At 38.4% G+C, this 14,564-nt stretch carries 15 protein-coding genes; 4 read left to right on the top strand and 11 right to left on the bottom strand.

What is annotated here, in order from left to right:
* Window positions 1-2: 2 nt before the first annotated feature.
* A complete protein-coding gene (locus OQ267_RS19540; RefSeq protein ID WP_265837644.1) occupies window positions 3-566 on the bottom strand; it encodes a DUF4256 domain-containing protein in 564 nt (187 codons plus the stop codon).
* A gap of 266 nt (window positions 567-832) precedes the next feature.
* On the opposite strand from OQ267_RS19540, the gene gcvT reads away from it, so the two are divergent.
* Both gcvT and OQ267_RS19530 read left to right on the top strand, forming a co-directional pair.
* Complete coding sequence (gcvT, locus tag OQ267_RS19535; protein ID WP_088299466.1) at window positions 833-1,912, top strand: glycine cleavage system aminomethyltransferase GcvT; 1,080 nt, start codon at window positions 833-835, stop codon at window positions 1,910-1,912.
* A gap of 79 nt (window positions 1,913-1,991) precedes the next feature.
* Window positions 1,992-2,708, top strand: a complete 717-nt coding sequence (locus tag OQ267_RS19530; protein ID WP_265837643.1) for a 2-phosphosulfolactate phosphatase — start codon at window positions 1,992-1,994, stop codon at window positions 2,706-2,708.
* On the opposite strand, the gene OQ267_RS19525 is transcribed toward OQ267_RS19530, so the two are convergent.
* The 4 genes from OQ267_RS19525 to gldB form a co-directional block, all read right to left on the bottom strand.
* Window positions 2,705-3,634: a hypothetical protein gene (locus OQ267_RS19525; RefSeq protein ID WP_265837641.1), complete on the bottom strand. Its 930-nt coding sequence runs from the start codon at window positions 3,632-3,634 to the stop codon at window positions 2,705-2,707. The genes OQ267_RS19530 and OQ267_RS19525 overlap by 4 nt on opposite strands.
* A 54-nt stretch (window positions 3,635-3,688) precedes the next feature.
* A complete protein-coding gene (locus tag OQ267_RS19520) occupies window positions 3,689-4,489 on the bottom strand; it encodes a M12 family metallopeptidase (protein ID WP_265837640.1) in 801 nt (266 codons plus the stop codon).
* 281 nt (window positions 4,490-4,770) lie between these two features.
* Window positions 4,771-5,541: a patatin-like phospholipase family protein gene (locus tag OQ267_RS19515; protein WP_088299462.1), complete on the bottom strand. Its 771-nt coding sequence runs from the start codon at window positions 5,539-5,541 to the stop codon at window positions 4,771-4,773.
* A 93-nt stretch (window positions 5,542-5,634) separates the two neighbouring features.
* Window positions 5,635-6,669 (bottom strand): gliding motility lipoprotein GldB, encoded by a 1,035-nt coding sequence (gene gldB / locus OQ267_RS19510; protein WP_265837639.1) that lies wholly within the window; start codon window positions 6,667-6,669, stop codon window positions 5,635-5,637.
* Between the two features lie 26 nt (window positions 6,670-6,695).
* Between gldB and OQ267_RS19505 the strand changes: the two genes are divergently transcribed.
* The gene (locus OQ267_RS19505) at window positions 6,696-7,376 is read left to right on the top strand and encodes a porin family protein (protein WP_265837638.1); all 681 of its coding nucleotides are present in this window, start codon (window positions 6,696-6,698) and stop codon (window positions 7,374-7,376) included.
* A 15-nt stretch (window positions 7,377-7,391) separates the two neighbouring features.
* Window positions 7,392-9,032 carry an NAD+ synthase gene (locus tag OQ267_RS19500; RefSeq protein WP_265837636.1) on the top strand — a complete coding sequence of 547 codons (1,641 nt, stop codon included), beginning with the start codon at window positions 7,392-7,394 and terminating at the stop codon, window positions 9,030-9,032.
* Between the two features lie 123 nt (window positions 9,033-9,155).
* On the opposite strand, the gene OQ267_RS19495 is transcribed toward OQ267_RS19500, so the two are convergent.
* From OQ267_RS19495 to rsmI, 6 genes are all read right to left on the bottom strand, one after another.
* Window positions 9,156-9,572 (bottom strand): OsmC family protein, encoded by a 417-nt coding sequence (locus tag OQ267_RS19495; protein ID WP_088299459.1) that lies wholly within the window; start codon window positions 9,570-9,572, stop codon window positions 9,156-9,158.
* Between the two features lie 204 nt (window positions 9,573-9,776).
* Window positions 9,777-10,526: a M57 family metalloprotease gene (locus OQ267_RS19490; protein ID WP_265837634.1), complete on the bottom strand. Its 750-nt coding sequence runs from the start codon at window positions 10,524-10,526 to the stop codon at window positions 9,777-9,779.
* Between the two features lie 123 nt (window positions 10,527-10,649).
* Complete coding sequence (lspA, locus tag OQ267_RS19485; RefSeq protein ID WP_088299457.1) at window positions 10,650-11,159, bottom strand: signal peptidase II; 510 nt, start codon at window positions 11,157-11,159, stop codon at window positions 10,650-10,652.
* 148 nt (window positions 11,160-11,307) lie between these two features.
* Entirely contained in the window at window positions 11,308-12,924 is a 1,617-nt protein-coding gene (gene lnt, locus OQ267_RS19480) for an apolipoprotein N-acyltransferase (RefSeq protein ID WP_265837633.1), read from the bottom strand.
* 228 nt (window positions 12,925-13,152) lie between these two features.
* The gene (locus OQ267_RS19475) at window positions 13,153-13,797 is read right to left on the bottom strand and encodes a PH domain-containing protein (RefSeq protein ID WP_088299455.1); all 645 of its coding nucleotides are present in this window, start codon (window positions 13,795-13,797) and stop codon (window positions 13,153-13,155) included.
* Between the two features lie 24 nt (window positions 13,798-13,821).
* Window positions 13,822-14,532 (bottom strand): 16S rRNA (cytidine(1402)-2'-O)-methyltransferase, encoded by a 711-nt coding sequence (rsmI, locus tag OQ267_RS19470; RefSeq protein ID WP_088299454.1) that lies wholly within the window; start codon window positions 14,530-14,532, stop codon window positions 13,822-13,824.
* Window positions 14,533-14,564 lie beyond the last annotated feature (32 nt).

Genomic DNA, 14,564 nt, shown 5'->3' with positions numbered 1-14,564 from the left:
CATTAAACTTTTAAACATCCTCGAAAAGCCCGTGCTGCGTAATAAGACTGTGCGCCATTATGGTAAATAAAAACGGTATTGTAGCGAAAATCTGCAAAAAGTGCTCCTCCAAGTACCCTGATGCATTCTGGTGTTTTAATCCAGCTTGATGTTTTCTCATCAAACTTGCCCAGCGTTTGTAAAAAACGGTATTGTTCTTCCGTTAAAAGCTCAATTCCCATTTCTGAAGCCAGATCAATCACATTATGATGAGGCTTGTTTTCTTTTCTCGCGTCAAGTGCATCACGGTCATAACATAAACTCCGGCGGCCTTTCGGACTTTCAGCTGAGCAATCCATAAAATGGTATTTACCTGAGGCACTATCCAGCAAAACTACATCCGGTTCGCCGCCAGTTTCTTCCATCTCATTTAATGACCGTAGTTTATGGGCGCTCATACTTAACCTGGTTTCTACATCCGCCCATTTCAGATCTGCATGCCGCTGCATATTCGCATTGAAGCGATTTTTTAGTATAGGCATCAATGCTGCTGTTTGCTTAGGTGTTAATGTCTTTTCTGTACTCATAGGTTTTATTTTTCTTAGTCGTAATATTTGCATTAACGAACTTTCGGTATGTTGAATTTACGAAAGAATATAGATGTTCAGCAACTTGATTTTTAAATTTAGGTTTACGTATGCTTTATTGCTTGTTTGAATAAGCCTTCAGGTTTTTGTTGCTTATCGGTTGGTTTACCCCTAAATTCTGCCTTTAGAATGGCTATATATCTCCTGAAATAAGGTATTAAACATTGCCGTTTTCTTAGTACTTTTGCGGCAAATAAAGATTAAGCATGAACAATACGGCATTAACAGAAAAACACATCGCTTTAGGCGCTAAAATGGTTCCATTCGCAGGCTATAATATGCCTGTTACTTACGAAGGCATTAATGCAGAGCATGCAACAGTACGTAACGGGGTAGGGGTTTTTGATGTGAGCCACATGGGTGAATTTATCTTAAAAGGTGAAAATGCCTTAGATTTAATTCAGCGGGTAACCAGTAATGATGCATCAAAATTGTATGATGGCAAAGTTCAGTACTCCTGCTTACCAAACCTTGATGGCGGTATTGTTGATGATCTTTTGGTTTATCGGATTGATGAAAAAACCTATATGCTGGTGGTGAATGCATCAAACATTGAAAAAGACTGGAACTGGATTCAGCAGTTTAATACCAGCAATGTTGAAATGCATAATATATCAGATCAAACCTCTTTATTGGCTATTCAGGGCCCGAAAGCTGCTGATGCATTACAAACTTTAACGGATGTAGATTTGGCATCAATGGAGTATTACACCTTTGTTAAAGGAACCTTTGCGGGTGTAGATAACGTGGTGATTTCTGCAACGGGTTATACCGGCGCAGGTGGTTTTGAAATTTACTTTGAGAACGAACACGCAGACAAAATCTGGGAAGCTATTTTTGAAGCGGGTAAAACCTATAATATTAAGCCGATTGGTTTAGGTGCACGTGATACCTTACGTTTAGAGATGGGTTTTTGCTTGTATGGAAATGATATTGACGATACCACTTCACCTATTGAGGCTGGTTTAGGCTGGATTACTAAATTCTCCAAATCTTTTACCAATTCTGAAGCCTTACTTGCTCAAAAAGAAGCCGGGATTCAAAAGAAACTGGTAGGTTTTGAAATGATCGACCGTGGTATTCCACGTCATGATTATGAAATAGCAGATGCTGAAGGAAATATTATTGGTAAGGTAACGTCAGGTACACAGGCACCATCATTACAGAAAGCAATTGGTATGGGATATGTAACTAAAGATTTTTCGAAAGAAGGAACTGAGATTTTTATAAACATCCGCAATACACCCATTAAAGCCAAAGTAGTTAAATTTCCTTTTTATAAATAAGATTTGAGATAATAGATATGAGATTAAGCGCAATAATGCTTTATCTCATATCACAAATCTCAATACTCACAACCAGCGTATGTCTAAAAAAATAGAAGTTTGTCTAACCCCCGCATTGATTGATTTATACGATATTAAGGAAAGTATTGTAGTAGTAATTGATATTTTAAGGGCTACATCTTCCATTACTTACGGAATTGCTAATGGTGCAGAAGCTATTATCCCTGTGGCTAATGTTGAGGATTGCCTGAAGTATAGTGACTGTGGTTTTTTATTGGCTGCGGAAAGAAACGGTGAAGTGGTAGCCGGTTATGATTTCGGAAATTCACCTTTTTCTTATACCAGTGAAAAAGTCGAAGGGAAGACTATCGTCCTTACCACCACCAACGGAACCAAAGCATTGCATCTGGCGCAAAAAAATGCACATCAGGTCGTGATCGGTTCATTCCTGAATCTGGATTCACTCTGCGATTATTTATCTGCTCAACATAAAAATGTATTGCTATTATGTGCAGGCTGGAAAGATCAGTTCAATTTGGAAGATACCTTGTTTGCCGGTGCTGTAGTAAATAAACTGCGGAAACACTTTGAGCATTTTGATGATTCCAGCGTTGCAGCCGAGGATTTATATTCATTGGCTAAAGGTGATTTGAGGAAGTATCTTTATAAGTCGTCACATAGCCACCGTTTAGCTCAGCTTAATATTGAGGAAGATGTTGTATTTTGTTTGCAGCTTAATATCTGTTCTGCTATTCCGGTTTTAGCAGGTGAACGCCTGGTTGCTTTGAAGCATTAAAACAAGAAATTAAAACCGAATGCAATCGTATTTCTGCGGAAGTTTGCGCCATTAAATCGGGTCTCTTCAATGTTTTTACCAATTAGATAGGCGCGGTCAATGCCCTTTTTGGTATTTACATTATTTATTTGATAATCAACGGAGAACTGTAGATCCTTATTAACTGGAATTGATACACTGGCGTAACCTGTTAAAGCGAAAGAGTTGGCTTTTTGTGTAAAACTGACAGGCTTTTCAAAAGCGGGAATCAGGTTCCAGTTGGCTTTAGCAGAATAGGAATAGAAACCATTCAGAATACCTGCGCTGATATAGAATTTTTTCGTCTTTAAAATGGCTTCGACCCCGAAATCAAACCCGTTATATTTGGTTTGATACGTGGAATTTAATCCAATAGCCTGTGGGTTACCAGCGTTTTCCAATAGGTTAAATTGATGCTGGTTATAGGTGAATGCAATAATTGGGAAAATACTCACCAAACCGAAATTTACGGCTCTGTATTTTAGTTGTACCTGCGTAGATAACAAGTATCCTTTGCCCGCATCAAAAAGATCGTAATAAAAAGCATTCTTACGGTTATCATCTGCATAATCCGTATCTTCTGCATCACCTTTAACAATGTCTGTGTATTGTGTAGCAGCCTTGATGTAGAGCCTATCAGTAATTTGATATTGAACATCTAATCCAAAATCTGGTCCTCTTAAATTCTTCCAGATCAGTTCTGATAAAATGTTGGGGCTTGTGCCGGATAAGTTACCCGCTATAGACCAATTAAATTCAGCTCGACTTAAACCAATGTTTGGCTTAATTTCCCATTTATGGGTGATCTGCTGTGCTGATGTAACCCTACCAAAAAGCATAATGAGTAGAAAAAATAAAATGCTTTTGAAAGAAAAAACCTGCAAAGGATTAAACATATAGTATTTCATTCTTAGCCGTTTATATACACATAGTGGAGCGCTCCACTATGTGCAAAATTTAGTTTAAAATGGATATACTGATTTAATGAATGTTTTGTCAGTATCAGATAAGACATTGTTCCAGCCTACTTCGAAATCTCCTACGGTTAAATCATTTGAAATAGCGTAATGCATAATCGATTTGGCATCATAAGCACTATAGTTTGTTTCTGCTGTGCTGTATTTTGCAAACAAATTGTTATCAACCTGTGCCTGGGTCCAGAAGTTGGGTGAGCCAGCATAATAAGCATAAACTGCTGGTTTATCCCATGGAATTGAAACCAGTGGCTGCTGGTGTTCATGGATCATACCTAAAGCATGGCCAAATTCATGAATAACTACACGGCTATATTCAGTATCTGCTGTGGTTGCCGTAAACCATCCAAAATTCATTGTAGCATTTCCACTGGCAATACTATTGGCATCTTTACCTATGTAAGACCATGAACCGTCTCCGCTGACAAAGCTAACCCGGATGGCCGCCGTATTATCATTTGTTACGAAATTGAATTTGATGTTTGCATATTTTTCCCATTCTCTGGCAAATTGAATCACCTTGTTTCTAATGGCTAAGGTACTTCCATTTAAGCTGACTTTTAATGTGGTTCCGGGTGTCCATTTCTTTGTTTTTACAACGGCGCCTCTCGGGTTAGTTCCATCAGGAAATCTTTCCGTACAAATTTTAATATCAGCAAGTGGATTTGTGCCAAGTTTTTCTTGTTGATCAACAACTGAAGATTCTGTTGCTATATTCTTTTTACAGGCGTAAAATGTGGTACTCATCGCAAATGCGATCAATAGCAATCTATTAAATTTTAATTTCATGTTTTCGGTTTTTAGGTTAGTATTTTAATCTGATGACAAACTTAGGATCAGATCAAAATATGGCAAAAACCGGAATTCTCCTTTTGTCAAAAAAGGAAATAGTTGAGTGGCACATAAGAAGTTTAGGTTAAGTTGTTCTGCATTTGCAGATGATCCTAATCTAAAACTTTATTCGTTAATCGCCAAAAGATATGTAATATTTATATTGCGTATATGTATTAAAAATAACATATATGAGTATGGTTAAAATGCTGTAATATGGCGTTCAATTTAATTTCTGATTACTTGCTGATCAATTGAGAAATAGTTGGATTGTTTTTAATTGTAATTAAAGCTTCTTCATGCGCTAACCAGTAAATGTCTTCAGCACGTTTCATATCGAATGTACTAATGGCACCCAGGCCTTTTGGTTCGATCAGAACATTACAGAACTTTGCTTTTCTTTCCATATCATGGTTAATAGACATAATTCCAGCTCTTCCCATTAAATTGGTAATCCCCGTAATTTTATCTACGGGTTTAAGGTGATTGCATGACGAACCGATAATAAAGTCGCAGTCTTCCATTAAAGGTTCAACAGGAAAATTATTTAAAATTCCGCCATCAACATACATCTGCCCATCAATCATAATGGGCTTAAAAATACCAGGAATACAACTTGATGCATGTATGGCCCTGATTAATGGTCCTTTGGTGAAATAGACCAAACGGCCTTCGCTAAAATTTACTGCTGCAATGGTTAGCGGAATCTTTAATTTTTCAATGGCATTTTCAGGAAAGTACTCCTTCAAAATCATAGCCGTATTTTCAATATTGATTAAACCTAATGAGCCAACAGCAGGTCTTACAAATCGCCACAATTTGGTTTTAAGAAAAATACTTAATCCTTCTTCAGGGTCAATTCCTGCAGCAAAGAATGCACCGGCAATGGCACCAGCACTGGTACCACTGATGTGGCTAAAAGTAATCCCTAAGTTGCTAAATGCCTTTAGAACACCTAAATGCGCAATGCCCCTTATTCCTCCTCCTGATAAAACGATGCCTACTTTCATAAAATTAATTAATGGCTTAATGGATGGTTAGATAACTGAATTGATTAATTGTTGCAAGATGAACATCACCTTTATTGGTCAGCTATTACTATTTCATTTCTGCTTCGGTTTATATTTCGACTGATTAAGGATTTTCTGTGCATCATGGTCAGCCATCAATTGTTGTAGTGTCACTTTAGGATTTTCATCCATATATTTTCTCACGATCTGCCAACCTGTCCACACGCCTAATTTAGGTGCCGAATCTCTGTTTTCGCCTAAACCTGGAGTAAAAGGGCCTTCAGATAGAAATACCTGAATTTTCTGATAGTCTGTTTCATAGAGGTAATTTTTTTCCAAAAAATATGCCCAGATATCGCCTTCAAATTGTTGAGCCCACTGCAGCTGTTCGGTGCTGTACCCGATTTTAACTGAATCAGTAATGTTTTCCGGTAAAACCTGATCAAGAAAGTATAATATCTTTCCCTGGAAAATCATTTTGGAGAGTAATGTCCGGTTTTCATCAGGTTCAGGAAAGAGCTCTTCGTGTGCATAGGTTTCTGCCACACGGGGAACAATATATTCGGGTGTAAAACGTCTAGACAGGTACAACGGAACACTCTGAACAATTGCTTTATAAAATTTGCTGTCCTTGCCTAAAAACATATCCAAACCAATGCCCAGATACTGATCACCCACTGGCATCTGATAGGCAAAACCAGATACGAATGAAATGAATTTCGGAATTTTAGCCTTAGGATAATAGTATTTAATGTATTTGAAAGTTTGGGTCAGGCCTGCCTCCTGTGGTTTGAGGTTAGGGAAAACACTGTCCACATCCTTTGTTAAGTCTGCATAAGCCTGATCTTTAAATAATGTGCTTAATACTTCATCATTACTATACTCAGGTGAGCCAATCATCCGGTGGATATAATCCTCATAAAACAAACCATAGCTTTTGGTCAGCATTTGATTCACTTCACTGGCATTTCTGTTTTTAGCAGCATAAAGTATATGATCGAACCGATCAATTTTAATATCCAGGTTTATATTGCTCACATCAGGCCTGTTTGCCTGTTTGCATGAAATAAATGCAATGGCAAAAAGAAAAATTAGATAGATTTGTCTGTGTTTTACGTTATCAATCATGTTCAACAAATATAAACACATCCAGCATGAAAAAAATATCAACAATTTTAATTTTCTCATTCCTCAGTTTCAGTGCTTTTGCTCAACTTCCAAAGTTAAATAATTACGGATTCCGGTTAGGCTTAACAGCATCGCCAACCTTTGGCTGGGTAAAACCTGAACAAGGTAAAACCGATGGCGTGGCTTTAGGCTTCTCTTACGGATTAATAGGGGATTTCAATTTTGCGCCCAATTATAGCTTTTCAACAGCATTAACCATTACAACTATGAATGGAAAAAGCACAGAGGTTGATCCGGCATATATTAAAAGCCTGGATGTAGGAGCCAATAAGAGTATCCCCGTAGCTTATGATTTAAAGTATAAAGTTCAGTACCTGGAATTGCCATTAACGATAAAACTTAAGACTGAAAAGGATAATGGGAGACGTTTTTATGGTCAGTTTGGTTTGTCGAATGCTATTTTATTAAGTGCTAAACAAGATGCGGTAAGCAGTACGGTTAAGCTAAATGATGTAAGAATTGGTGATCGTACTAAGTTTTACCGGGCCGGGCTAATCGTTGGTGGTGGCGGCGAATTTGATATTTCAGGAAATACCAGCATAGTGGCGGGCTTAACGTTAAATAACGGGTTTACCAGTATTACCACCGAAAAAAACAGGGATGTTAGAAGTCACTATTTAGCGTTAAATTTCGGCGTATTCTTTTAAAAATTATCAATTATTATGAAAATAGCATTAGCGCAACTTAATTATCACATCGGCAACTTCGAGGCAAATACTCAAAAAATAATTGATCATATTAAACTGGCTGAAGATAAGGGAGCTGATTTGGTTGTATTTGCAGAACTGGCCATTTGCGGCTACCCACCCAGAGACTTTTTAGAATTTGATGAATTTATATCTCTTTGTGAAGAAGCTGCACAGAAAATCGCTGCGCACTGTAAGCACATTGCTTGTATTATAGGGTTGCCTGTTAAAAATAATCTCCTGCAAGGTAAAGACCTGCATAATGCGGCCTATTTTATTGAAAACGGGCAGATAAAAGCAGTTGTGAAAAAGGCCTTGTTGCCTACTTATGATATTTTTGATGAATACCGGTATTTTGAACCATCCACATCATTCAGCTGTATTGATTTTAACGGGAAGAAAATTGCCTTAACCATTTGTGAAGACCTTTGGAATATTAACGACAATCCCTTATATGTTTCAAACCCGATGGATGAGCTGATAAAGGAACAGCCAGACATGATGATTAACATTGCCGCCTCACCTTTTTCTTATACTCACGACGATGAACGCATAAAAGTGCTTTCTGATAATGCTAAAAAATATCATCTGCCTGTTTTCTACGTGAACCAGGTGGGTGCACAAACGGAAATTATTTTTGATGGCGGATCCCTTGTTTTCGATGCAGACGGAGCAATGAAGGCGGAAATGAAATATTTTGAAGAAGATCTTCAGGTTTTCGATCTGGAAGAAGTTGAACATGTACGGAACAAATATCCAGAAGCAGAACGTTTGACTGATATTGAGCAAATTCACGATGCATTGGTACTTGGTATTCAGGATTATTTCAAAAAATCAGGATTTACAAAAGCTGTTTTGGGCTTATCAGGGGGGATTGATTCTGCCGTGGTTTGTGCACTGGCCTGTCGCGCTTTGGGTGCAGAAAATGTGATGGCTGTATTAATGCCTTCTAAATTTTCTTCTGATCATTCTGTTCAGGATGCCCTGGATTTAGTCGATAATTTTGGCTGTATGCATGAAATCATTCCGATTAAAGCGGTTGCTGATGCATTTGATGCAGCGTTGGCACCGGCTTTTAAGGGTTTGCCTTTTAACCTGACAGAAGAAAATATTCAGGCGAGGTCTCGCGGAACAATTGTAATGGCCATGAGCAATAAATTTGGTTATATCTTGCTCAATACCTCTAATAAAAGTGAATGTGCGGTGGGATATGGTACCCTGTATGGCGATATGTGTGGTGCCATTGGTGTAATTGGTGATGTATACAAAACCCAGGTTTTCGAACTGGCAAAATATATCAATAAAGAGGGCGAACTCATTCCGGTCAATACCATTGTAAAGCCACCTTCTGCCGAGCTCAGGCCAGATCAGAAAGATTCGGATTCTTTGCCGGAATATGATGTCTTAGACAAAATTCTGTACCATCATATTGAAGAAAAACAAGGCTCAAAAGCCATTATTGCAAAGGGGTTTGATGAAACTCTGGTGCAGCGGATTTTAAAAATGGTGAATATTGCTGAATTTAAACGTTATCAAACACCTCCGATTTTAAGGGTCTCGCCAAAAGCATTTGGAATGGGAAGAAGAATGCCAATTGTTGGAAAGTACATGGCATAATATAAAATCAATAACTAACTCTATCGAATAAAGTGATCTTATTGAATTAGCTAAGGTGTAATTTAAAACTTTGACAGCTTTAATAAGCATTATGCCCTTAAAGTTGTCAAAGTTTATTGAGATTTAGGCTAATGTTGCATCAACTTTGATTGAGGTATTAAGCAATTTTGAAATCGGGCAGTTTTTCTCCGCATCTGCAACCAATTCATCAAATTTTTCCTGAGATAAGCCTGGCACAGTGGCGGTTAATGTCAGGTGAGATTCTACAATTTCACCTTTTGAAGGATCTAAATTGATATCGCATTTGGTTTCCAGTTTATCTGCAGTGAATCCGGCTTCACCAAGATTGGCGGATAACTTCATGGTAAAACAACCCGCATGCGCAGCGGCTATTAATTCTTCGGGGTTAGTGCCCACACCTTCTGCAAAGCGTGAATTAAATGAATACTGGGTGTTGTTTAACGTGGTACTTTGTGTGGTAATGTTACCAGCGCCTTCTTTAATAGATCCTTGCCATACGGCTGTTGCATTTCTTTTCATGATTGGGTTTTATTTTGGTTGTTTTTTGTTGTTAACACTTAAAGATAATTATATGTTTGTTTAAGGTGGCAATTCCGGTTATAAAAAATACCGGTCAACCTCCATTTCAATTCACATCGGTCTATTCCAAAAAAAGAAGCTGTCTCAGAGAAACAGCTTCCATTACATTACGATCTTTAGGTTCTTAATTATCTGGTTGATTCCTTATAAAGGGTACAAGGCTGCGGTAGCCAACTTATCCTTTGATGATAACACGGTGGCGCCACTTCCGCATTGTCCGCCATTCATGAGAGATTGGGCATCTGTTCCGCCAACTCCGGGTACATTAATGGTGGTAGATTGATTGGTATGTCTGAAAGAAATGGTATGCCCGAACTCATGTGCTATTGTTCTCTGGCGTTGAGCAAAAGAATTGTTTTGAATCAGTGCCTGGTTAATCCAAACCGTATTGCCCGCAAGGCCATTAGATGTTGACAGATAGGCCTGCCCGCAGGTAGAACTTCCAATGGAATTGTCAACTTTAATCAGAATATCATAAACAGTACCGGTGGTAATTACAAACCTGAGCCTGGAGTTCGGTACGGTGTTCCATTGGTTAATGGCACCATTGATCTCACTGGTCATGCTGGTGATAGATGGATCGATTTTAACTCGTATGCTCCTGCTGTTGGTTACAACATATCCATTGTAATACTGCTCGGTTATCTGATTTCCCTTATCTGCAGGAATATCCATGTATTTACTAAACACCATGTCTCCGTCAACGATATAGTTGCCTCCTTTTTCAACAATTTGTGCCTCTGAAAACCCTAATTTTTTAATGTAGGCTAAAACTTTATTGGGTTGAGTGGTTTCTGTTTGCTGTTCCGGCAGGATTTCATTTTTCTTGGAACACGAAATAATGAAGATTGAAAGTAGCGCAATTAATGCGGCGTTTTTAAATAGATTTTTCATAGTTTAGTTTTAGGTTGACCGTAATGACTGATATCACTATCGTAAATATAGTATAAAAAATACAAAAATGTATTCTTTAATCTTGACGAGTGTAGTTCATTTTGTTCAACTCATTTTCTATAGCTAAACCAACCCGTTTTGCTTGATCAGATTTCCCTTAACAGATTGAAGAAGTAAAATTCCTATACCGATCATAATGGAAATATCAGCGAAATTAAATACACCTGTTTGAAAAATATGGAAATCCATATGCATAAAATCCGTAACTGATCCATGCACCATCCGGTCGTATAAATTACCGATGCCGCCACCAATTAAAAAACATAAAGCGATTTGCATGGTCGATGGCAGGTCAGGTTTAGCAAACAGGTAATAAAGACCATAGCCCAGAAATAAAAGAGGCAAACCCGTTAAGATAATTAGCCTGAAAGCATAAGGCATGTCGTCACCTAAGCTTAAGAAAGCACCACTATTTTCAACCTTCGTTAGGGTAAAGAAATTTTTGATCAATACAATGTGCTCATAATCAGAAATCTCCAGTCTTACAATAATCTTTGAAATCTGATCTACTGCAATATTTAAGATTAACAAAACGATAAGGAAAAATCTGGTAAAGTTTTTATGGTACTGCATAAGTTTTTAATAAGGGTCATTAGTTATTTGCTGTGGAATAACCAATTCTTTATTGAACTCTGGAATTAATTTTTAGGTTTAATTTTATTTCTTGGCATTTATAAAGTACCTGTCTTTCTACCCAATATCAGATAGACAATCTATCTTATTATTTTTTTACCCATTTTTTATAAGGTATAATCAATACCAATAAAATGGCCAGGAAGCTTAATACTTTTGCAATGATATCACCACTTTTTACATAAAATGTAACCTCATCATTCAAGTTGATATCGCCCTTCAATGCAGTTCTGGTCCACCACTTGGTGCTTTGGGTTACATCGCCGCGCTGATTGATGAAACAGGAAATGCCGGTGTTGGCTGACCTGGCAATATCCCGGTGTGTTTCTATTGCCCTAAGCTTGGCGTATAGGGCATGCTGGTCTTTCCCGGAGGTATTGCCCCACCAGCCATCGTTGGTAATAATGGCAATAAACTGGGCCCCATCCTTAACCTGTTGCCCGATCCAATCGCCCCACAGACTTTCATAACACACTACGGGGGCTGCGCCAATTCCGCTTTGCGCATAAAGCACACTTGGTTTTTCCTGCCAGCCCCATCCGCCAACAGTGCCTCCCAATTGCGCAAAAACACCATCCAAAAAGGAAAATACTTTAGGAAAAGGCATTTTCTCTACACCAGGTACCAGCTTTGATTTATGGTAGAACTGAACGTTTGATGAGTTTTCGACCTGCATTGCCGCATTGAAATTATCAAAGTATAGCCTCTGTCGTTCATCATATTTGGCTGTAATGGTCTTTTTATTGGGATAAACCTTAATACTTTCTATTCCGGTAATCAGGGTGCCGTTTTTATATTTACTTAAGAAGTTTTGCAATGTAATAAAATCAGTGTTGCTGCGAATCTGATCTTCATCGGCATAGTTCGGAATAGCAGTTTCGGGCCAGATAAAATACTCGGTATTGGGTTGAGCAACCGAATCAGACAGCTGTGTGAGGATTTTAATTTGTTCTGCCGGAGGAATTTCGCTCAGTTTTAAATAAGGATCAATATTGGGTTGCACGACCACAACGTTGCTGGGGGTGCCTTTTTGCGTTGCAGTAAAATATTTGGTGAGTGATATGGAAACAGGAATAATAACGACCAGGGCCCAGGTAATAACCGGTCTGAATTTTAAATATCCGGAAGCTGATTTCAGCTTTTTATACGCTTCAAAGGCAAGTATATTGCTGGTTATAATCCAAAGCGAACCGCCATAAATGCCCGTATAATCATACCATTGTGCCAATTGGTGCATTCCTGACAATCCATTACCAAGCGTCATCCAGGGAAAGGCTAAATCCCAGGTTTGTTGTATGTATTCCAAAGCAATGTAAAAGGATATTAAGCCCAGGTAGGCTATTTTTTTATTTACGTATTTACCCAGGCGGTAATATAACCAAAAGGCAAAAGTCATGAGGAGCGCACCTAAACCAAATGGAATTAATGATACCGGAATGGCAACAATTGCACCATTATAAGCACTAATGGCATTATAAACCCAGTAAATAGATGCCGAATTCCATAGCAAAAACGTTAAACCAGCTGTTAAGAAGATGCGTCTGCCTTGTTTTTTTTGTTCGTTCTTCGCGATTTCATCCAGCGCGATGAATAAAGGAACCCATGCTACCAGTAATAATGGTGTTGAAAACGGCATGGGTGGCCAGGCCAGCCAAAGCAAAAATGCACTTAACAAGGCAAGGAGGTAAGTCTGTTTGGGTTTCATTTTAAGGTAATTTGTTGTGCTGAAGCATTATTTATTTATCATGGAACATTAAAAATGCTAAAAGGCAATCTTTGTGGGGTGGGATGAAGCAATCTCTTTCGCTAAAATAATATCTTGAATGAGATTGCTTCAGTTGATGAAGACTGATTTTGAAGGTTGAAATAAAAGTCAACGGTAGTGATGAGATAATAGTCCGTACACAAAGGGGCGAAATGGATCGTCCAAGGGCTACAAACTATCTAAAATATCCGCTTTTTTTGCTTCGTATTCTTCCTGAGTAATCAGGTGCTTGTCATATAAAGTTTTTAGTTTACGCAACTTTAATGTGGTTTCATCTTCTGGTTCTTCCACTACTTCAGCAATCTGAATAGGTTCCGGAGCTTTTGGTTCTTCGATAGGTAATTCAACAACTGGTTGTGCACTCATGCTTATTGCTGATGCCGTAGCACGGTTTTCTTCCAGCTTTTGCTGATGCAACAGTTCTTTATATTCTTCCAACTGCTGGTTAGCTGCCTGATGTAATTTTCTTGCCTGTATTTTCGGGATAAACTCTGTTACGATATTCTCGCCATATTGTGGAACGCATATAAATTTCGAACCAAAAAGTTCTTCTTTAAAGGAAACTTCCTTGATGCTTTTCCAGGAAATATCCTTGAAATTCATGGTCAAACCCAAATTGCCCGGTTCACAATAAAAAATCCTTTTGTTGGAGATGGCAATACTATCCGGAAGTAAGTTTACAGCCGGTTTTTTCTGTACCGCTAGGTAAAGGATTTCCTCTCCGGTAGTTAGAAGATCATTTAGTTTTCCAATTACTTTTTCTACTGCTTTTGGATCCTGTTCATCGCTCAAGAATCTATCTATGCTAATCATATGTTACGTTTATTTGTGTTAGTGCTATTCAGCATCTTCATATTTGTTTTTACTTTTTGTTGCAGGTTTGCCTGCTATGCAAATTACAAATTCTCCCTTTAAAGTATTGTTTTCAAAATGAGATTTTATTTCCACTAAAGTGCCACGAACTGTTTCTTCAAACATCTTAGTTAATTCCCGACTAACGGATGCCTGTCTGTCTTCGCCCAGATACTGTGCAAACTCTTCCAGAGTCTTCAATAAACGATGCGGACTTTCATAAAGTATAATGGTACGTTCCTCTTCAGCCAGTTTTCTAAACTTTGTCTGGCGGCCTTTTTTAACCGGAAGAAAGCCCTCAAATGCAAAGGCATCAGCCGGTAAACCAGAATTCACTAATGCAGGTACAAAAGCAGTGGCACCCGGAAGGCATTCTACCGGAATATCATTTTTGATCGCCTCGCGGACCAGGAAAAAGCCTGGATCCGAAATGGCTGGCGTACCTGCATCAGAAATCAGGGCAATTTTTTGGCCTTCCTGCAGGAATTTAATAATTTCTGAAGTAGCCTTATGTTCGTTATGCTGGTGATGGGAGAAAACGCGTTTATCAATGCCAAAGTGCCTGAGCATAGGTGCACTGGTGCGGGTATCTTCCGCCAGGATTAAATCACACTCTTTTAAAATCCGAATGGCCCTGAAGGTCATGTCTTCTAAATTCCCTATTGGTGTGGGTACGAGAAAAAGTTTGCCACTCATATTTCAGTTTTCAGTTGCCATTCACAGTTTAC

Source organism: Pedobacter sp. MR22-3 (genome assembly GCF_026240075.1).
GTDB lineage: Bacteria > Bacteroidota > Bacteroidia > Sphingobacteriales > Sphingobacteriaceae > Pedobacter.
Note: the sequence above shows the minus strand (reverse complement) of the source record. Positions and strands in the feature narration are given on the sequence as shown.

What these genes read in the sequence shown, in the direction of transcription:
- OQ267_RS19540 (WP_265837644.1), bottom strand. Translation starts at nt 566, where the DNA reads ATGAGTACAGAAAAGACATTAACACCTAAGCAAACAGCAGCATTGATG.
- gcvT (WP_088299466.1), top strand. Translation starts at nt 833, where the DNA reads ATGAACAATACGGCATTAACAGAAAAACACATCGCTTTAGGCGCTAAA.
- OQ267_RS19530 (WP_265837643.1), top strand. Translation starts at nt 1,992, where the DNA reads ATGTCTAAAAAAATAGAAGTTTGTCTAACCCCCGCATTGATTGATTTA.
- OQ267_RS19525 (WP_265837641.1), bottom strand. Translation starts at nt 3,634, where the DNA reads ATGAAATACTATATGTTTAATCCTTTGCAGGTTTTTTCTTTCAAAAGC.
- OQ267_RS19520 (WP_265837640.1), bottom strand. Translation starts at nt 4,489, where the DNA reads ATGAAATTAAAATTTAATAGATTGCTATTGATCGCATTTGCGATGAGT.
- OQ267_RS19515 (WP_088299462.1), bottom strand. Translation starts at nt 5,541, where the DNA reads ATGAAAGTAGGCATCGTTTTATCAGGAGGAGGAATAAGGGGCATTGCG.
- gldB (WP_265837639.1), bottom strand. Translation starts at nt 6,669, where the DNA reads ATGATTGATAACGTAAAACACAGACAAATCTATCTAATTTTTCTTTTT.
- OQ267_RS19505 (WP_265837638.1), top strand. Translation starts at nt 6,696, where the DNA reads ATGAAAAAAATATCAACAATTTTAATTTTCTCATTCCTCAGTTTCAGT.
- OQ267_RS19500 (WP_265837636.1), top strand. Translation starts at nt 7,392, where the DNA reads ATGAAAATAGCATTAGCGCAACTTAATTATCACATCGGCAACTTCGAG.
- OQ267_RS19495 (WP_088299459.1), bottom strand. Translation starts at nt 9,572, where the DNA reads ATGAAAAGAAATGCAACAGCCGTATGGCAAGGATCTATTAAAGAAGGC.
- OQ267_RS19490 (WP_265837634.1), bottom strand. Translation starts at nt 10,526, where the DNA reads ATGAAAAATCTATTTAAAAACGCCGCATTAATTGCGCTACTTTCAATC.
- lspA (WP_088299457.1), bottom strand. Translation starts at nt 11,159, where the DNA reads ATGCAGTACCATAAAAACTTTACCAGATTTTTCCTTATCGTTTTGTTA.
- lnt (WP_265837633.1), bottom strand. Translation starts at nt 12,924, where the DNA reads ATGAAACCCAAACAGACTTACCTCCTTGCCTTGTTAAGTGCATTTTTG.
- OQ267_RS19475 (WP_088299455.1), bottom strand. Translation starts at nt 13,797, where the DNA reads ATGATTAGCATAGATAGATTCTTGAGCGATGAACAGGATCCAAAAGCA.
- rsmI (WP_088299454.1), bottom strand. Translation starts at nt 14,532, where the DNA reads ATGAGTGGCAAACTTTTTCTCGTACCCACACCAATAGGGAATTTAGAA.